General features: G+C 61.7%; 15 protein-coding genes. 6 read left to right on the forward strand and 9 right to left on the reverse strand.

The genetic code is table 11. From position 1 onward, the window contains the following. Positions 1 to 3: 3 nt before the first annotated feature. Together C4J89_RS12630 and C4J89_RS12635 are read right to left on the reverse strand one after the other, a co-directional pair. Positions 4 to 963 carry a MoxR family ATPase gene (locus C4J89_RS12630; RefSeq protein ID WP_020301524.1) on the reverse strand — a complete coding sequence of 320 codons (960 nt, stop codon included), beginning with the start codon at positions 961 to 963 and terminating at the stop codon, positions 4 to 6. Positions 964 to 1,257: 294 nt separating this feature from the next. Beyond that, positions 1,258 to 1,611 (reverse strand): hypothetical protein, encoded by a 354-nt coding sequence (locus tag C4J89_RS12635; protein ID WP_124414597.1) that lies wholly within the window; start codon positions 1,609 to 1,611, stop codon positions 1,258 to 1,260. Between the two features lie 471 nt (positions 1,612 to 2,082). Here C4J89_RS12635 and C4J89_RS12640 point away from each other — a divergent pair, with 471 nt between their 5' ends. After that, a complete protein-coding gene (locus tag C4J89_RS12640) occupies positions 2,083 to 6,951 on the forward strand; it encodes an NAD-glutamate dehydrogenase (protein WP_124414598.1) in 4,869 nt (1,622 codons plus the stop codon). Between the two features lie 164 nt (positions 6,952 to 7,115). Here the strand turns inward: C4J89_RS12640 and C4J89_RS12645 are convergent, their stop codons facing one another. From C4J89_RS12645 to C4J89_RS12655, 3 genes are all read right to left on the reverse strand, one after another. Continuing rightward, on the reverse strand, positions 7,116 to 7,802 hold the full coding sequence (locus C4J89_RS12645; RefSeq protein WP_124414599.1) for a GntR family transcriptional regulator: 687 nt from the start codon (positions 7,800 to 7,802) through the stop codon (positions 7,116 to 7,118). 17 nt (positions 7,803 to 7,819) lie between these two features. Next, positions 7,820 to 8,521 (reverse strand): FadR/GntR family transcriptional regulator, encoded by a 702-nt coding sequence (locus C4J89_RS12650; protein WP_124414600.1) that lies wholly within the window; start codon positions 8,519 to 8,521, stop codon positions 7,820 to 7,822. A 125-nt stretch (positions 8,522 to 8,646) separates the two neighbouring features. Next, a complete protein-coding gene (locus C4J89_RS12655; protein ID WP_124362683.1) occupies positions 8,647 to 9,957 on the reverse strand; it encodes a C4-dicarboxylate transporter DctA in 1,311 nt (436 codons plus the stop codon). Positions 9,958 to 10,188: 231 nt separating this feature from the next. Here C4J89_RS12655 and C4J89_RS12660 point away from each other — a divergent pair, with 231 nt between their 5' ends. Continuing rightward, entirely contained in the window at positions 10,189 to 10,818 is a 630-nt protein-coding gene (locus C4J89_RS12660; RefSeq protein ID WP_124414601.1) for a DNA-3-methyladenine glycosylase I, read from the forward strand. Positions 10,819 to 10,827: 9 nt separating this feature from the next. On the opposite strand, the gene C4J89_RS12665 is transcribed toward C4J89_RS12660, so the two are convergent. After that, the gene (locus tag C4J89_RS12665; protein WP_124414602.1) at positions 10,828 to 11,982 is read right to left on the reverse strand and encodes a DUF1624 domain-containing protein; all 1,155 of its coding nucleotides are present in this window, start codon (positions 11,980 to 11,982) and stop codon (positions 10,828 to 10,830) included. 210 nt (positions 11,983 to 12,192) lie between these two features. Between C4J89_RS12665 and yfcF the strand changes: the two genes are divergently transcribed. Continuing rightward, the gene (yfcF, locus tag C4J89_RS12670; protein WP_124414603.1) at positions 12,193 to 12,825 is read left to right on the forward strand and encodes a glutathione transferase; all 633 of its coding nucleotides are present in this window, start codon (positions 12,193 to 12,195) and stop codon (positions 12,823 to 12,825) included. Here yfcF and C4J89_RS12675 read toward each other — a convergent pair. Then, entirely contained in the window at positions 12,800 to 13,072 is a 273-nt protein-coding gene (locus C4J89_RS12675) for a hypothetical protein (protein ID WP_124414604.1), read from the reverse strand. The genes yfcF and C4J89_RS12675 overlap by 26 nt on opposite strands. 143 nt (positions 13,073 to 13,215) lie before the next feature. On the opposite strand from C4J89_RS12675, the gene C4J89_RS12680 reads away from it, so the two are divergent. Together C4J89_RS12680 and C4J89_RS12685 are read left to right on the forward strand one after the other, a co-directional pair. Beyond that, a complete protein-coding gene (locus C4J89_RS12680; RefSeq protein WP_124414605.1) occupies positions 13,216 to 13,860 on the forward strand; it encodes an ATPase in 645 nt (214 codons plus the stop codon). Positions 13,861 to 13,904: 44 nt separating this feature from the next. Beyond that, complete coding sequence (locus C4J89_RS12685; RefSeq protein WP_124362689.1) at positions 13,905 to 14,246, forward strand: hypothetical protein; 342 nt, start codon at positions 13,905 to 13,907, stop codon at positions 14,244 to 14,246. A 129-nt stretch (positions 14,247 to 14,375) separates the two neighbouring features. On the opposite strand, the gene C4J89_RS12690 is transcribed toward C4J89_RS12685, so the two are convergent. Both C4J89_RS12690 and C4J89_RS12695 read right to left on the reverse strand, forming a co-directional pair. Continuing rightward, on the reverse strand, positions 14,376 to 15,122 hold the full coding sequence (locus C4J89_RS12690) for a creatininase family protein (RefSeq protein WP_124414606.1): 747 nt from the start codon (positions 15,120 to 15,122) through the stop codon (positions 14,376 to 14,378). Positions 15,123 to 15,152: 30 nt separating this feature from the next. Beyond that, a complete protein-coding gene (locus C4J89_RS12695; protein WP_124362691.1) occupies positions 15,153 to 15,881 on the reverse strand; it encodes a murein L,D-transpeptidase catalytic domain family protein in 729 nt (242 codons plus the stop codon). A gap of 39 nt (positions 15,882 to 15,920) precedes the next feature. Here C4J89_RS12695 and C4J89_RS12700 point away from each other — a divergent pair, with 39 nt between their 5' ends. Next, the gene (locus C4J89_RS12700) at positions 15,921 to 17,522 is read left to right on the forward strand and encodes a murein L,D-transpeptidase (protein ID WP_124414607.1); all 1,602 of its coding nucleotides are present in this window, start codon (positions 15,921 to 15,923) and stop codon (positions 17,520 to 17,522) included. Positions 17,523 to 17,552: the final 30 nt, after the last annotated feature.

Consider the following 17,552-nt stretch of genomic DNA (forward strand, 5'->3'; position numbering starts at 1 on the left):
ACTTCAAGCGACGGCAACGACGTCAAGAATGCGTTGCACCACGCGGTCCTGGTCAACGCCTGCGGCTTCGGCCTCGAACGACAGAATGATGCGGTGGCGCAACACGTCGAACAGCACCGCCTGGATGTCTTCGGGGCTGACGAAGTCGCGGCCGGCCAGCCAGGCGTGGGCGCGCGCGCAACGGTCCAGGGCGATGGAGCCGCGCGGGCTGGCGCCGTAGGCAATCCACTCGGCCATTTCCGGGTCGAACTTGGCCGGGGTGCGCGTGGCCATGACCAACTGCACCAGGTATTCCTCCACCGCATCGGCCATGTACAGGCCGAGGATTTCCTTACGCGCGGCGAAGATCGCCTGTTGGCTGACGCGGCGCTCGGGCTTGGTTTCGCCGTTGAGCGCTTCACCACGCGCCTGTTGCAGGATGCGCCGTTCGACGGCGGCATCCGGGAAACCGATCTTGACGTGCATCAGGAAACGGTCGAGCTGGGCTTCCGGCAGGGGGTAGGTGCCTTCCTGCTCGATGGGGTTTTGCGTGGCCATCACCAGAAACAGCGGCGACAGCTCGTAGGTGCTGCGGCCTACGCTGACCTGGCGCTCGGCCATGGCCTCGAGCAGCGCCGACTGGACCTTGGCCGGTGCGCGGTTGATTTCGTCCGCCAGCACCAGGTTGTGGAAGATCGGCCCTTGTTGAAAAACGAAGCTGCCGGTTTCGGGGCGATAGATTTCGGTGCCAGTGATGTCGGCGGGCAATAGGTCGGGGGTGAACTGGATACGATGGAACTGCGCTTCGATACCTTCGGCCAGCTCTTTGATCGCCTTGGTCTTGGCCAGGCCCGGCGCGCCTTCGACCAACATATGGCCGTCGGCGAGCAGGGCGATCAGCAGGCGATCGATGAGTTTTTCCTGGCCGAGAATCTGCGTAGAAAGAAAGGTTCGCAGCGCAAGCAGCGCTTCACGATGTTCCATCGATGACGGTTCCTGGAAAGATGAGCCCGGGTGTCAGGGAAGAACACCGGCCTGGGGCGCTTACTTTAATGCATCGTGGGGTGCGGCGACTAACGGCGTGACGGGTATTTTTGGCAAAACTTGTAGGAAATTTGTGTGGGTGGTGCGCTTTCTGTTGTGAAGGCCGTCAATGTGGATGAGGACCACTGTGGGAGGGGGCTTGCCCCCGATGACGGTGGGTCAGTCAATATTTCTGGCGACTGGCACACCGCTATCGGGGGCAAGTCCCCTTCCACATTTGATCCTGGGTGCAGCTCAAGTCCGGGTGTAGGTGCCAGTGCCTTTGAGGATGTTCTGCAGGGTTTGCTCGACTTCGGCCAGGTCGGAGGCGGCCGTGGCGTGGGTGATCTGCAACTGATCCTTGCCCCCCAGCGCATCCGCATCGCCGGCCGCCAGTTCGATCAATAAGCTGGTGTCGCCCAAGGTGACTTTCAGCCCATCCAGGGTCGAAGGCTCGTAATCCCAGGTCAGTTCCACCTCGTCTTCATCCGGATACCGGCTCAGCATGAACATCTCGCCGTTTTTACCGTGGCAGCAGAGCATGGCCATGTTGTCTTCTTCGTCGTCACACGGGGTGGTTATCAAGGCGTCGGTTTTCAGCTGCAGCATGGGGAATCCTGTGTGGAGGAGGGCGTTTGCGCCGGGTGATTGTGCCATTGCGGCGAATTTTATGCTGCATTGTGTGTCAGACCGAGTGCATGACCTGGCGGGCCAAAGCAGTCATTTTTGATACTGGCGGGCCTGAATATTGCCGGTTGCCCAAGTCGCAACCCCACACCTGCTTACCGATGACCGAATATGTCGCAGCACCGCAAGCAGCCGGCTTCCTACACTCGTTAAGCTGCGCAACGGATGTGCCCCGTGCCAGGCGCCTGACCTGCCCGTCGTACCGTCACCCGGCGCGGTGAGCATCTTGTGGAAGTTGTATGTGACCTGACTGTCTTGTCCAGCTTCACCCACCTGTCACTCTGATTCGTTTATGGTGCTTGTCATCACTACCAGAACAGAGCTGACGGTCTCCCCGTAAGGGGATAACACGCGACGCTTCCATCAATAACAAGCCCAAGCGGAGTACCACAGATGGCGTTCTTCACCGCAGCCAGCAAGGCCGACTTCCAGCACCAACTGCAAGCGGCACTGGCGCAGCACATCAGTGAACAGGCACTGCCACAAGTGGCGCTGTTCGCTGAGCAATTCTTCGGCATCATTTCCCTGGACGAACTGACCCAGCGTCGCCTTTCCGACCTGGCCGGTTGCACCCTGTCTGCCTGGCGCCTGCTTGAGCGCTTCGACCACACCCAACCGCAAGTGCGGGTTTACAACCCCGATTATGAGCGTCATGGCTGGCAGTCGACCCACACTGCGGTTGAAGTGCTGCACCATGACCTGCCATTTCTGGTGGACTCGGTACGTACCGAGCTCAACCGCCGTGGCTACAGCATCCACACCCTGCAAACCACCGTGCTCAGCGTGCGCCGTGGCAGCAAGGGCGAGCTGCTGGAAATCCTGCCCAAGGGCACCCAGGGCGAAGGCATCCTGCAAGAATCGCTGATGTACCTGGAGATCGACCGCTGCGCCAACGCCGCCGAATTGAATGTGTTGAGCAAAGAGCTCGAGCAGGTGCTGGGCGAAGTGCGCGTGGCCGTGGCCGATTTCGAGCCGATGAAAGCCAAGGTCCAGGACCTGCTGGCCGGTGTCGACGCCAGTGAATTCGTGATCGACGGCGAAGAAAAAGCCGAGATCAAGAACTTCCTCGAATGGCTGGTGGGCAACCATTTCACCTTCCTTGGCTACGAAGAGTTCGTGGTACGTGACGAGGCGGACGGCGGTCATATCGAATATGACGCCAGCTCTTTCCTCGGTCTGACCAAACTGCTGCGCGCCGGCCTCACCGCCGAAGACCTGCGCATCGAAGACTACGCCGTGGCCTACCTGCGCGAACCGACCGTGCTGTCGTTCGCCAAGGCTGCACACCCCAGTCGTGTGCACCGCCCGGCTTATCCGGACTACGTGTCGATCCGCGAGATCAGCGCCGACGGCAAGGTCATCAAGGAACACCGCTTCATGGGCCTGTACACCTCCTCGGTGTACGGCGAAAGCGTGCGGGTGATCCCTTACATCCGCCGCAAGGTCGCGGAAATCGAGCGCCGCTCGGGCTTCCAGGCCAAGGCGCACTTGGGTAAAGAACTGGCCCAGGTGGTGGAAGTACTGCCGCGTGACGACCTGTTCCAAACCCCGGTCGATGAGCTGTTCAGCACGGTGATGTCGATCGTGCAGATCCAGGAACGCAACAAGATCCGCGTATTCCTGCGCAAAGACCCGTACGGCCGTTTCTGCTACTGCCTGGCCTACGTGCCGCGTGACATCTATTCCACCGAAGTGCGCCAGAAAATCCAGCAAGTGCTGATGGATCGCCTGAAAGCCTCGGACTGCGAATTCTGGACCTTCTTCTCCGAATCCGTGCTGGCCCGTGTGCAGCTGATCCTGCGGGTTGACCCGAAGAATCGCCTGGACATCGACCCGGTGCAGCTGGAAAAAGAAGTGGTGCAGGCCTGCCGCAGCTGGCAGGACGACTACGCCAGCCTGGTGGTGGAAAGCTTCGGCGAAGCCCACGGCACCAATGTGCTGGCGGACTTCCCGAAAGGTTTCCCGGCCGGCTACCGCGAGCGTTTCGCCGCGCACTCGGCCGTGGTCGACATGCAGCATCTGCTCAGCCTCACCGAAGCCAACCCGCTGGTGATGAGCTTCTATCAGCCGCTGGGTCAGGTTTCCGGTCAGCGCGAGCTGCATTGCAAGCTGTATCACGCCGACACCCCGCTGGCGCTGTCCGACGTGCTGCCGATCCTGGAGAACCTCGGCCTGCGCGTGCTGGGTGAGTTCCCGTATCGCCTGCGCCACGCCAACGGCCGTGAGTTCTGGATCCATGATTTCGCGTTCATCGCCGCCGAAGGCGTGAACCTGGATATCCAGCAGCTCAACGACACCCTGCAGGACGCGTTCGTGCATATCGTCCACGGCGATGCCGAGAACGATGCGTTCAACCGCCTGGTGCTCACCGCCGGCCTGCCATGGCGTGACGTGGCGCTGCTGCGCGCTTACGCCCGTTATCTGAAGCAGATCCGCCTGGGCTTCGACCTCGGCTACATCGCCAGTACCCTGAACAACCACACCGACATCGCCCGCGAGTTGACCCGGTTGTTCAAGACCCGCTTCTACCTGGCGCGCAAGCTCACCGCCGATGACCTGGAAGACAAGCAGCAACGCCTGGAACAAGCGATCCTCAGCGCCCTGGACGACGTTCAGGTGCTCAACGAAGACCGCATCCTGCGTCGCTACCTGGACCTGATCAAGGCCACCCTGCGTACCAACTTCTACCAGTCTGACGCCAACGGCCAGAACAAGTCGTACTTCAGCTTCAAGTTCAACCCCCATGCAATCCCCGAGCTGCCCAAGCCGGTGCCGAAGTTTGAAATCTTCGTCTACTCGCCACGCGTCGAAGGCGTGCACCTGCGCTTTGGCAACGTGGCCCGTGGCGGCCTGCGCTGGTCCGACCGTGAAGAAGACTTCCGTACCGAAGTGCTCGGCCTGGTAAAAGCCCAGCAAGTGAAGAACTCGGTGATCGTGCCGGTGGGCGCCAAGGGCGGCTTCCTGCCGCGCCGCCTGCCGTTGGGCGGCAGCCGTGACGAGATCGCGGCCGAGGGCATCGCCTGCTACCGCATCTTCATTTCCGGCCTGTTGGACATCACCGACAACTTGAAAGACGGCGCCCTGGTACCGCCGGCCAATGTTGTGCGCCATGACGACGATGACCCGTACCTGGTGGTGGCGGCGGACAAGGGCACTGCGACCTTCTCCGACATCGCCAACGGCATCGCCATCGACTACGGCTTCTGGCTCGGTGACGCGTTCGCCTCCGGCGGTTCGGCCGGTTACGACCACAAGAAAATGGGCATCACCGCCAAGGGCGCGTGGGTCGGCGTGCAGCGTCACTTCCGTGAGCGCGGCATCAATGTGCAGGAAGACAGCATCACCGTGGTGGGCGTCGGCGACATGGCCGGCGACGTGTTCGGTAACGGCTTGCTGATGTCCGACAAGCTGCAACTGGTCGCGGCCTTCAACCACCTGCACATTTTCATCGACCCGAACCCGAATCCCGCAACCAGCTTCGTCGAGCGCCAGCGCCTGTTCGAACTGCCGCGTTCGGCCTGGACCGACTACGACACCAGCATCATGTCCGAAGGCGGCGGTATCTTCTCGCGCAGCGCGAAGAGCATTGCCATCTCGCCACAGATGAAAGAACGCTTTGACATCAAGGCCGACAAGCTGACCCCGACCGAACTGCTCAACGCCTTGCTCAAGGCACCGGTGGACCTGTTGTGGAACGGCGGTATCGGTACCTACGTCAAGGCCAGCACCGAAAGCCACGCGGATGTGGGCGACAAGGCCAACGATGCGCTGCGCGTCAACGGCAACGAGTTGCGCTGCAAAGTGGTGGGCGAGGGCGGTAACCTGGGCATGACCCAGCTGGGCCGTGTGGAGTTCGGCCTCAATGGCGGCGGCTCCAACACCGACTTCATCGACAACGCCGGTGGTGTGGACTGCTCCGACCACGAAGTGAACATCAAGATCCTGCTCAACGAAGTGGTGCAGGCCGGCGACATGACCGACAAGCAACGCAACCAGTTGCTGGCGAGCATGACCGACGAAGTCGGCAGCCTGGTGTTGGGCAACAACTACAAGCAGACCCAGGCCCTGTCCCTGGCCGCACGCAAGGCTTACGAGCGTGCCGCCGAGTACAAGCGCCTGATGAGCGACCTGGAAGCCCGTGGCAAGCTGGACCGCGCCATCGAGTACCTGCCGACCGAGGAGCAGCTTGCCGAGCGCGCCGCGGAGGGCAAGGGCCTGACGCGTCCAGAGCTGTCGGTGTTGATTTCCTACAGCAAGATCGATCTCAAGGAAGCGCTGCTCAAGTCCCAGGTACCGGATGACGAATACCTGACCCGTGACATGGAGACCGCGTTCCCGCCGAGCCTGGTGGCCAAGTTCTCCGAGGCCATGCGTCGTCACCGCCTCAAGCGCGAGATCGTCAGCACCCAGATCGCCAACGACCTGGTCAACCACATGGGCATCACCTTCGTTCAACGGCTCAAAGAGTCGACCGGCATGAGCCCGGCGAACGTGGCTGGCGCCTATGTGATCGTGCGCGACATCTTCCACCTTCCGCACTGGTTCCGTCAGATCGAAGCCCTGGATCACCAGGTGTCCGCCGATGTGCAACTGGAGCTGATGGATGAGCTGATGCGCCTGGGCCGTCGCGCCACGCGCTGGTTCCTGCGCAGCCGTCGCAACGAGCAGGACGCCGGGCGTGATACCGCGCATTTCGGTCCGCACCTGGCGGCGCTGGGCCTCAAGCTTGACGAACTGCTGGAAGGCCCGACCCGTGAAGGCTGGCAGAACCGTTACCAGGCCTACACCCAGGCCGGCGTTCCGGAGTTGTTGGCGCGCATGGTTGCAGGCACGACCCACCTGTACACCCTGCTGCCGATCATCGAAGCCGCCGACGTGACCGGGCATGACGCCGCCGAAGTGGCCAAGGCCTACTTCGCCGTCGGCAGCGCCCTGGACCTGCCGTGGTACCTGCAGCAGATCAGCGACCTGCCGGTGGCCAACAACTGGCAGGCCCAGGCCCGCGAAGCCTTCCGCGACGACGTGGACTGGCAGCAACGGGCGATCACCATTTCGGTACTGCAAATGGCCGACGCGCCACAAGACATGGAAGCCCGCGTGGCCCTGTGGCTTGAGCAGCACCACGACATGGCTGATCGCTGGCGCGCAATGATGGTGGAAATTCGTGCAGCGGTTGGCACGGACTACGCCATGTATGCGGTGGCCAACCGTGAGTTGCTGGACCTGGCGTTGAGCGGTCAATCGGTGTTGCAGCCGGCGTGATGCGTTCGTAGTACCCATGTGGAAGGGGGCTTGCTCCCTCCCACACTGATCGTTCCCACGCTCTGCGTGGGAATGCCTCCCGTGACGCTCCGCGTCGCCCGCTCTCAGTCGGGACGCGGAGCGTCCCCAGCGGCATTCCCACGCAGAGCGAGGGAACGATCAGCTCAAGGGTGTTTGAGTAGTTTGCTTTCCAGGTGATCCAGGTGCTGGGTCATCAAGCCCACCGCAGCGTTTATGTCGCGCTGCTCGATCGCATCCACAATCGCCACATGCTCCTGCCACGCGCAATACGTGCAGGCTTTCGCTTCATATTGGGCAATCACCAACGACGTCAACGGCACCAGGCTGTTGAGGAACTGGGCCAGCGGGCCATTGCCTGCGATGGCGGCCAACAACAGGTGAAACTCCCCCGACAAACGCAGCGCCGGCCCGCGCTGGTCACGCTCGATGCAGTCGCGTTCGCGGCTGATCAATTCCCGCAACTGACGTAGCTGTGCACCGGTGGCCTGGGCGCACACCAGTTGCACCACAGTAATTTCAGTCAGGCGCCGCGCTTCGAGGATCTGCCGCGTCTGGTGCGCGTCCGGCGCCGCCACCTGGGCGCGGTGGTTGGGGCGCAGGATGATCACTTGCTGGTGGGACAGTTTGGCCAGCACCCGACGAATCACACTGCGGCTCACCCCAAAGGTTTCACCCAGGCTTTCTTCGGTAAAGCGGCTGGCCGGGGCGATGCGCTGCTCAAGGATCGCATCGAACAGGCGTGGATAGATGTCATCCACCGAGGGCTTTTTGCCCGCCACCAGGTGCAGTGCGGGGAGGAGGGGGTCGCGTTGCAGCGCGTGAGCGTTCATGGCCGGTCTCCAGAGTATCAACTGCCCAGATGGTCGTCCGGGATGTTCAAGCGAATGCCCATGCGCAGGCCTTCCTGCAGGATGTGCCGACGCATTTCGGCACTGGCCAGGGCGCTGTTCTTGTTACGGATGGCTCGCACCACCGCCTCGTTCTCGCGCAGGCGCTCGGCCAGGTGTTCAGGGGAATTGCGCAGCACCTGGGCGCTTTGCTTGAGCGCGTTGCTGGTTTGTTGCACCACGTTCTGGAAAATCGGGTTGGAGGTCAGGGCGAACAGTTCTTCGTGAAAGCCGATATAGGCGTTCATGCCGGCTTCGGCATCGTCGGCATCGAGGGCTTCGCGCATGTCCATCAGGGTCAGGCGCAGTTGGCCGATTTCCTTGCTGCTGATGGACTGGGCGACCAGGCCGACGATGAAGGGCTCGAGGGTGTAGCGCAGTTGCAGGATGTCTTCCAGGCTGGCGTCGGCCACCGCGTCGCTCGACTGCGGTTCACTGATGCTGGTTTCCAGCACCACCACGCCTTTGCCGGGCATGGAGCGCACCAGGCCGAGAGTCTCCAGCACAATCACCGCTTCACGCAGGCTCGGGCGGCTGATGCCCATCTGCTCGGCCAGTTCACGCTGGCCGGGCAGCATTTCCCCACGCCGCCACTGACCCCGCGCCAGGGCCGCGCGCAGTTTTTCTACGACTGAATTGACGACGGTCGAGGTGCTGATCACGTCGTTATCTCCTTAATGTTGCGAATACAATTGTCAGGCTGACACTGGACAAATGTGGGAGGGGGCTTGCCACCGATAGCAGTGTGTGAGTCACAAAATCCCTCCCAGATTGGCCTGTGTCGCCCTCAGAACTCCTGATGCGCCGGCACCACCGGCTTCTTGGCCTGGAACGCATAACCCTGCTGGCCATCGAGCACCTTGTTGGCACGCTGGATATCAATGTCTTTTTCCCAGCGCGCAATCGCCACGGTAGCGACGCAGTTGCCTATCAGGTTAGTCAAGGCCCGGCCAATGCCCATGAACCAGTCCACCGCCAGAACCAGCACCAGGCCGACCACCGGAATCGCCGGGATCGCCGTAAGCGTTGCCGCCAGAATCACCAGTGCCGAGCCCGGAATACCGTGGGCGCCCTTGGAGGTGATCAACGAGACCAGCAGGATGGTCAGCAAGTCAGTCATCGACAGCGGGGTGCCGGTGGCGTTGGCGATAAACACGATGGCCAGGGTCAGGTAGATCGAAAAACCATCCAGGTTGAACGAGTAGCCGGTAGGAATCACCAGGCCAACGGTGGAGCTGCCGATACCCAGATGCTCCAGCTTGCGCATGATCTGCGGCAGCACCGCGTCGGAGGAAGCCGTGCCCATCACGATCAGCAGTTCTTCGCGCAGGTACTTGAGCAGCGGCAGCATGCGCAGCCCGGAAAGGCGCATCACCAGGCCCAGGATCAGCCCGACGAAGGCAAAGCAGGTCAGGTAGAACAGGCCCACCAGGCTGCCCAGGTGTTGCAGGGAGTCCAGGCCGTAGGTGCTGGTGGTGAACGCGATGGCGCCGAACACGCCAATCGGCGCCAGGCGCACGATCATGCCCATGATGCGAAAAATCACATGGCTCAGTTCGTTGATCAGCCGCGAGATCCCGGAAGCCGCTTCACCCACCAGGTTCAGCGCGCTGCCGAACAACACGGAGAACAACAGCACCTGCAGCACGTTATTCTCGGCAAAGGCACCGATCACCGAGTTGGGAATCAGGTCCATCAGGAACTGGCTGGTACCGCGAATGTGCTGGCCCTTGTCGGCCAGTTCATTCAGACCGGCGGAGGACAGTTGCTCCAGATGAATATTCGCGCCGCTGCCGATGCCGGTGCTGAAGGCCATGATCAGGCCGAGCACCAGGGCGACGGTGGTCAGCACTTCAAAGTAGATCACTGACTTCAAGCCGATGCGCCCGACTTTCTTCAAGTCGCCGGCGCCGGAAATGCCGCTGACCACTACGCAGAACACGATCAGGCCGATCAGCATTTTGATCAGCTTGATAAAGCCATCACCCAGGGGTTTGAGTTGCGAGGAGAATTCGGGAAGGGCCAGGCCGCAAATGACGCCGAGCATCAGGCCAATCACGACTTGCAGGAAAATCGAACGCGAGCACCATCTGAGCATGGGAAGGATCTCTATTCGGTGCCCTGGTGGTTCCAGGGCTTAATTGTTGTGGTCTTACCGGTAAGTCCAGTGCGCGGCCAGTCTACGCCCGGTTTTTTTCAAACCACAAGCAAATATTCGTCGGTTGGGGGGCGCCGGTCTGACCAGTGCGCCTGCAACCGCGATGCTTGAGCGGTTGACGGGGCGCAAATTTTTTTGCGTATCATCCGCGCTCGGCATGCGAGGTGATAAATGGACCCATCAGGGCTGACAACGGACGAAACCGGGCGCACCCACTGCGCGTGGCGCAACGCCGCGCCGCAATACCCGCAGTACCACGACCACGAGTGGGGCGTGCCCGTGGCGGATGACATCCAGTTGTACGAGAAGATTTGCCTGGAAGGTTTTCAGGCGGGTATGGCGTGGATCACCATCTTGCGCAAGCGCGAGCAGTTTCGGCAGGCATTCGACGGCTTTGATTTTCACAAGGTGGCGCAGTACGGCGAGGTGCAGATCGAACGCTTGATGAACGACCCCGGTATCGTGCGAAACCGGGCGAAGATCCTGTCCACGATCAACAATGCGCGCCGCGCCTGTGAGCTGGTCAGCGAGACCGGTTCCCTGGCGCGCTGGGTGTGGTCTTTCGAGCCCGACCCCGAGGAGCGCCCGGCGGTGGTGGATATGGCGTACTGGACGGCCAACCCGACGTCACCGGCTTCGGTGCGATTGTCCAAGGCGCTGAAGAAGCGTGGCTGGACCTTTGTCGGCCCGACCACGATGTATGCGCTGATGCAGGCGATGGGGATGGTCAATGATCATCTGCAGGGTTGCGTTCGCCGTGAGCAAATCGAAGTGCTACGCCGCCAATTCCAACGACCCTGAGTCATTGCCTCAAAGATATTTGAGCCAAGTGATATCCCTGCGCCGCGCCTTAAGCCCGGCAAACCAGCGCACCGGCCGATACAACGCCAGGGGCAGTGCGAACGCCGCCAGCCACACAGCGCCCATGCTGTCGAAACCGAAGTAATTGCCGTGATTCAACCCAAACAACGCGACGGCAGCGACATACAACAGTTTGAGCACATACAGGTGCAGCAGATAAAAGAACATCGGCGCCGCGCCAAAGACCGCAAGGATGCTGATCCAGCGTTTCTGCCCGGCCCGTTCGAATGCCAGCAGCAATAGCAGGCCGATGCCCAGCGTCAGCGCCAGGAACAACAGCGAAGGCGGGTATTTGGTGATGTTGAAAAAGCTCATCAATGTCTGCACGCCGCTGTCATAGGCCTGCCAGGGTTTTTCGCCATAGCCGTTGGCCGCCCGCAACAGCACAAAACCCAGCAACGCACCGGCACCCGCCAGCAGCAAATAACGCTGGCGCATGGCGGGCAGGGCGGCATTCGCAAACCATGGGCCGAGGCCGTAGCCCAGGGCGATCACGCCGATCCACGGCAGCACCGGGTACGTCACGCGCAGGCGCAGGGTGCCTGCCACCTCGATCCAACTGCGCTCATGCAGGATCGACCAGGCAACCTGCAGGGCCGATCCGGGCGCGAAGTGCACGCCATCGAGCAGGTTATGCCCGGCGATGATCGCCAGCGCCAGGGTGATCAGCAACGGGCGCGGTAACCACAGCAGCGCGGCGAGGGCGAGCATGCTCACGCCAATCGCCCAGATCACCTGCAGGTAAATCACACTGGGCGGCAACTGGAAGGTCCAGGCGAAGTTGACCAGCGTGAACTCCAACACCACCAGAAACAGACCCCGCTTGAACAAAAACGCCGACACCGCGCGCCGGCCCTGGTATTTCTGGCCATACAACCAGGCCGACAAACCGGTCAGCAGCACAAACACCGGCGCGCACAAATGGGCGAGGGTACGGCTGAAAAACAGCGCAGGCTCGGTCGTGTCGATGCTCATCGGGTCGCCCACCTGGCGGTGCAGCAGAAAGGTTTCGCGCACATGGTCGAGCAACATGAACAGGATCACCAGGCCGCGCAGGGCGTCGATGGAAAGCAGGCGTGGGCGTAGTGCAACAGCGTCAGGCATGGGGCGTTCACAAGGCTGGGCGAAAAAGAGGTGTTATCCTATAACATTATCCATTACTTTGCCGTGTTGCGCAGGTGCAGGTTCCAATGCGCTTAATCAGTTTTTGGTCAGGCCGCACTATTCCCGCCAGGAATGCCCCCATAAAAACCGCGCATTGTCTTTATCGTCCCGGATCTCGTAGCGTTAGGTCTCATTTCAAGGAGATCGTCCATGAGCCACCGTGCGCTGCGCCTCTACGTTGATTCGCTGTTTACCAGCCCTTATGCCCTGTCGGTGTTCGTCGCGCTGCAGGAAAAAGGCCTGGCATTTGAAACCGTGTCGGTGGACCTGGGTGCAAGCGAGCATCAGGCTACGGATTACGCGCGGTTGTCACTGACCCAGCGGGTGCCAACGCTGGAGGACGGCGAGTTCTCCCTGTCGGAATCCTCGGCAATCACTGAATACCTGGACGAAGCCTACCCCGAGACGAGCGTTTACCCCGTCGACCTGCAGCAGCGGGCGAGGGCGCGGCAGGTGCAAGCGTGGCTGCGCAGTGACTTGCTGCCGATCCGCCAGGAGCGTTCGACGCTGGTGGTGTTCTGCGCGCAGAAAATGCCGCCCTTGTCGCCACCGGCCGGCGCGGCGGCAGACAAGTTGATCAGCGTGGCGCAGGGGTTGCTGGCGGGTAACCCGGATTACCTGTTCGGCAGCTGGTCGATCGTCGACGTGGACCTGGCGCTGATGCTCAATCGCCTGATCCTCAACGGCGACGCTGTGCCCGCCGAGTTGGTGGCGTACGCGCGGCGTCAGTGGCAAAGGCCGTCGGTGCAGGCGTGGGTCAACCAGCCACGCCTTGGGGTGTAGCGCTTTCGTTGATTTGCGCGACGCGCCGGTCCAGGTCTTCCCAGTCCGCCATGCCCAGCACGCGCGTGGTATTCAAACCGCGCAGGTAGCCACGCAGCTGTTGGGCACTGGAAGCTTGCTCGTCGGCGCCACTGGCCTCGTTCAGCAGCACACTTTCATATTCGACCAGGTAATCGGCGACCCGCTCGCGAAACTCCGGCAATACGGCTTCGCGGATGCGGTCGAAGGTTTTCTGGTGAGGCTTCATGGCGTGGTCCTTATAGGTTTTATGGGGCTGGGCTGCCTGACACTATCGGTTCAAATGATAGTCACCATCAAGGATCACAAGTTCTGTTTTTATGGCAAAGGCGCAGAATCCGCTCATCGAAACGCTGCTCAAGGAACTGCGCGATGAGGACAATAATCCAGCTGGCTTTGATGACCCTGATGCTCGGCACTGCGGTGCTGGCCAACCCGGCGATTGCCGATGAGCTGCGTACAGGCCATTTGCTGCCACTCGTTGCTAGCGTAGACTCCCTGCAGCGCGCGCAGTCGGTGGGGGTGTTGTACAGCGAAAACACGCGCGACAACCTCAGCTACCTCGAGCGCTACCACGCCATGGCGCTCAATGGCGCCAAGAATGCCCTGGATGCACGCATTCGCGAGGCGTTCGTCAACAGTTCCGATCCGGAACTGGCTATCGACTGGCTGATGCACTCGCTGCAAGGCACATTTGTCTCGGTCACGGTCTATGCCAGCCTGGATGACTTGGTGCAGGCGCATCCGGACGTGGTGGTGGTGCTCGATACCCATAGCCAGCTGCTGACACCGCGTAATGACGTGGTCGAGGCGCGCTTTACCGCGCGGTTCTATGACGCCGACCTGCAATACATCGCCAAGGCCGAAGGCTCGGTGGATAAGCAGGTGCCGTCGGTGTGGGTGCATGACAAGTCAGCACTTGAGATCGCCGCGCAGATCGAGCAGCAGCGAGATGTACAACAAGATGCCTTGAAGCAGTTCGATGCGTCGCTAAAAGCCTTGGTCCGCGCCGGTTGATACGCGGGCCGATGCAAACCTATCTGTTATTTTCAGGAATGTTTATGCGCTCTTTTTTCGCCCCGGCCCTGGCCTTTGCTTCCCTGCTGCTGACCGGTTGTATCACGGCGCCCAATGCCCCCTCGCTGACCCTGCAAACCACCAAGACCCCTGAAGGCTATGTGCAATGCGTCTTGCCCAAGCTTGAAAAGCACGGCATCACCTCGACCGTGACCCAGAACTCACGCCACGCCAAGGTGCTGTTGACCAGCAAGATCGCGGCCGATGATGTGCTGGAAGCCTACAAATCCCAGGACGGCACCAAGGTGTTCCTGTATGAGCGCAAGCCCCTGGCTTCGGCACTCAAGCCGTCGCGGCTCGAGCAGGCGGCGCAGGATTGCCAGTAATCCCCGGATCACGCTGACCACAATGTGGGAGGGGGCTTGCTCCCGATGGCGGTGTGTCAGTCAGCAAAACTGTAGCTGACCCACCGCTATCGGGAGCAAGCCCCCTCCCACATTTGGATGGCGTTCGATTCAGGGCTTTGCTTCGTGGCTGAAGCTGTTCACCGCCTTGACCAGCCCTTGCGCCGCCAACGCAACCAATTCACCGCCTTTTTCCACCGTCGCCAATGCCGGGTCCGAGCCCATGCGCCCGTCGGGGAAGCGGGCGCGGAAGTCCAGTGCTTCGCGGATCGGGCCGGTGTTGGCGATTTTCGGCGAGTAATCGGCTGACTTGATCGAGTCCGGGTAGGCCCATTGCGTCACGGCGATCTCCGACGGTGTCGCGTGGCTGCCATGGCCCACCGGGAACTGGCGCTGCGCCAGGTCGGTGACGCCCTCCAAATCCCACCAGTTGACCAGTTTCAGCGCGAAGCCGGCCGGGCGGCGGGCATAGCTGGCTTCGGCATAGAGCTCGGAAAACGCCGCTTCGATAGTGGCAATATTGCCGCCGTGGCCGTTCAGGAACAGGATCTTGTCGAAACCATGCCCGGCCAGCGAGCGCACCCAGTCGCCGATCGCGGCGATAAAGGTGGAGGGGCGCAACGAGATGGTGCCGGGAAAGCCCAGGTGGTGCTGGGCCATGCCGATATTGAAGGTGGGGCCGACCAGGATGTCGGCGTTCTTCTGCGCCTCGACGGCGATGATTTCCGGGCACATCCAGTCGGTACCCAGCAGGCCGGTGGGGCCGTGTTGTTCGTTGGAGCCGATGGGGATCACCACCGTGCGGCTGCGCTCCAGAAACTGCCCGATCTCGATCCAGGTGGATTTATGTAGAAGCATGCGACGCTCTCTTTTATCTGTGGGGACAGGCTATCCGCCACGGATTGTACGACTACTCGCCACCTGTTGGGGTTTGCAATTGAGATAGGTCGAAGACTTCAACCAGCGTTGGTCGGGGTACCAGGAGAACATGAACTGCCCGTCCTTGAGCTTGTCCACCACTTGGCGCGCGACTTGCGGGCGCACCGCCGGGCAGCCCTGGCTGCGGCCGATACGGCCTTCGCGCTTGCTCCACAACGGGCTGACGTAGTCGGCGGCATGAATCACAATGGCGCGGTCGCGGGCCAGGTCATTGAAACCGGGCTCCAGGCCGTCCATGCGCAGCGAGTAGCCGTGGGTGCCGAGGTAACTTTCCTGGGTGCGGAACAGGCCCAGGCTGGACTGGTGGCTGCCTTCGAGATTGGAGAACGCGGTGGCGAAGTTTTCACCGGATTTGGCACCGTGGGCCACCAGGTCGCGCAGGACCAAAGTCTTTTTGCGCAGATCGAAGATCCACAGCCGACGGGCGGTCGAGGGCTGGGAGTAGTCAATCACTGCCAGGCGATCGGAACGTTCCTCACCGTTACTGACCGCGCACTGCACCGCGTTCAAGGCGCTTTTGAGCACGATGGGATTGAGTTCTGGAGCCGAGCGCGCCAGGCTGCTATACAAAGAAGGAGGGGGGCCATTGGCGGCGAGCGCAACATTGCTCAGTAACGCCAGGCTCCCGGTGATCAAGCCCAGCTTGGTGATGCCGAGCCGGCGGATAAAAGTCAGCATCTACAGTCGATTCTCCCGCTGTGGAGTGGAGCTAAGCAATTGTTCAAAAAACACGCATGTTACTTGAGCATTTGCCTGCTCGTTACACCACTGGTCGCCACAGCCGAAACGCTGCCGCTGGAACCACTGCCGGTCACGACGCCTGCACCGGTTGACCTGGCGCCGCTGCAACAGGCGCTGGCGCAGTTGCCCAGTGTCTGCCCGCAGCTCGCGCCGCATATCGATGCTACCGCGCAATTGCGTCTGCAAGCCTTTTACCAGCAGCAGGGCGACACGCCGCTGTGGTCGGATGACGCGCGCCGGCAAGCCTTGCACAGCCAACTGCTGATGCTGGCCGACGATGGCCTGGACCCCACCCACTATAGCTTGCCCACCGCAGATGCCACGGCCAATGTGCTGTGCAGCGATATCGCAGTCAGCCAGCAGTACCTGCAAGCCCTGCAGGACCTGCATTACGGGCGCCTGCAGCAGTCGCGCTTCGAACCGCTGTGGCACGCCCAGCCGCCGGCCGTCGATCCAAACACCGCGTTGCTTGCCTTCGCCGCCACCGGCCTGCAGGACATGGCCCAGGCGTTCGACCAGGCGCGGCCCAGCGCGGATTTGTATCGCAGCTTGCGTAATGCCTATTCCAGCGTGCGCCAGCAGCCGTTGCCGCATTGGGAGGCGGTCGGCGACGGGCCGCTGTTGCGCCCCGGCATGGAAGACCCACGGGTGCCGGAACTGGCGCGTCGGCTCTACAGCGGCGGTTACCTGACCCAGGAACCCAAGGGCAGCGCCAAGCAGTACCGCGCCGAGTTGGTCGCTGCGGTCAAGGCCTTCCAGCTCAGCCATTCCTTGCAGTCCGACGGGGTGATCGGCGCCGGCACCGTGGCTGAACTGAATATCAGCCCGGCGATGCGCCGCGACCAGTTGCGCATCAATCTCGAGCGGTTCCGCTGGCTGGCCCAGGACCTGGAGCCCGAAGGCGTGGTGGTCAACGTCGCAGCCGCGCAATTGAGCGTGTACCAGAGCGGTATTCCAGTGTGGCAAACCCGCCTGCAAGTGGGCCGCGCCGAGCGCCAGACGCCGTTGCTCAAGTCGCGTATCACGCGGTTGACCCTCAACCCCACGTGGACCATTCCACCCACCATCATGCGCGAGGACAAGCTGCCGGCCATCCGCCTCAACCCGGAATATCTGCGCCAGCAGAACCTGCAAGTGCTCGACGCCGAAGGGCACCCGCTGGCACCCGAGCAGATCGACTGGGCTCACCCTGGCAATATTCTGCTGCGCCAGGAGGCAGGGCCGCGTAACCCGTTGGGCAAGATCGTGATGCGCTTTCCCAACCCGTATTCGGTGTACCTGCACGACACGCCGAGCCAGCCGCTGTTTACCAAGGGGCCACGGGCGTTCAGTTCGGGGTGCGTGCGCGTTGAGCAACCGTTGTTATTGCGCGACCTGCTGGTCAGCCCGGCCGAACGCACGCGCACCGACGAGTTGCTGGCCACCGGCGTGACCCATGAATTCAGGCTGGCCACGCCGGTACCGGTGCTGCTGGGCTATTGGACGGTGGAAGTGGATCGCCAGGGCAGCCTGGTGTACGCGCCGGATATTTACGCGCGCGACCCGGTGTTGATCAAGGCGATGGGGGCTGTGCTGTAGAACAGAATGGCTTGGTAGCAATGTGGAAAA

The sequence above is a fragment of the Pseudomonas sp. R4-35-07 genome, assembly GCF_003852235.1.
In the GTDB taxonomy this organism is placed as follows: Bacteria; Pseudomonadota; Gammaproteobacteria; order Pseudomonadales; family Pseudomonadaceae; genus Aquipseudomonas.

Excerpts from the sequence above, each read along its gene's own strand:
- C4J89_RS12665 (WP_124414602.1), bottom strand. The coding sequence starts at position 11,982 with ATGCCTGACGCTGTTGCACTACGCCCACGCCTGCTTTCCATCGACGCC.
- yfcF (WP_124414603.1), top strand. The coding sequence starts at position 12,193 with ATGAGCCACCGTGCGCTGCGCCTCTACGTTGATTCGCTGTTTACCAGC.
- C4J89_RS12690 (WP_124414606.1), bottom strand. The coding sequence starts at position 15,122 with ATGCTTCTACATAAATCCACCTGGATCGAGATCGGGCAGTTTCTGGAG.
- C4J89_RS12645 (WP_124414599.1), bottom strand. The coding sequence starts at position 7,802 with ATGAACGCTCACGCGCTGCAACGCGACCCCCTCCTCCCCGCACTGCAC.
- C4J89_RS12660 (WP_124414601.1), top strand. The coding sequence starts at position 10,189 with ATGGACCCATCAGGGCTGACAACGGACGAAACCGGGCGCACCCACTGC.
- C4J89_RS12685 (WP_124362689.1), top strand. The coding sequence starts at position 13,905 with ATGCGCTCTTTTTTCGCCCCGGCCCTGGCCTTTGCTTCCCTGCTGCTG.
- C4J89_RS12680 (WP_124414605.1), top strand. The coding sequence starts at position 13,216 with ATGAGGACAATAATCCAGCTGGCTTTGATGACCCTGATGCTCGGCACT.
- C4J89_RS12655 (WP_124362683.1), bottom strand. The coding sequence starts at position 9,957 with ATGCTCAGATGGTGCTCGCGTTCGATTTTCCTGCAAGTCGTGATTGGC.
- C4J89_RS12635 (WP_124414597.1), bottom strand. The coding sequence starts at position 1,611 with ATGCTGCAGCTGAAAACCGACGCCTTGATAACCACCCCGTGTGACGAC.
- C4J89_RS12640 (WP_124414598.1), top strand. The coding sequence starts at position 2,083 with ATGGCGTTCTTCACCGCAGCCAGCAAGGCCGACTTCCAGCACCAACTG.
- C4J89_RS12630 (WP_020301524.1), bottom strand. The coding sequence starts at position 963 with ATGGAACATCGTGAAGCGCTGCTTGCGCTGCGAACCTTTCTTTCTACG.
- C4J89_RS12695 (WP_124362691.1), bottom strand. The coding sequence starts at position 15,881 with ATGCTGACTTTTATCCGCCGGCTCGGCATCACCAAGCTGGGCTTGATC.
- C4J89_RS12675 (WP_124414604.1), bottom strand. The coding sequence starts at position 13,072 with ATGAAGCCTCACCAGAAAACCTTCGACCGCATCCGCGAAGCCGTATTG.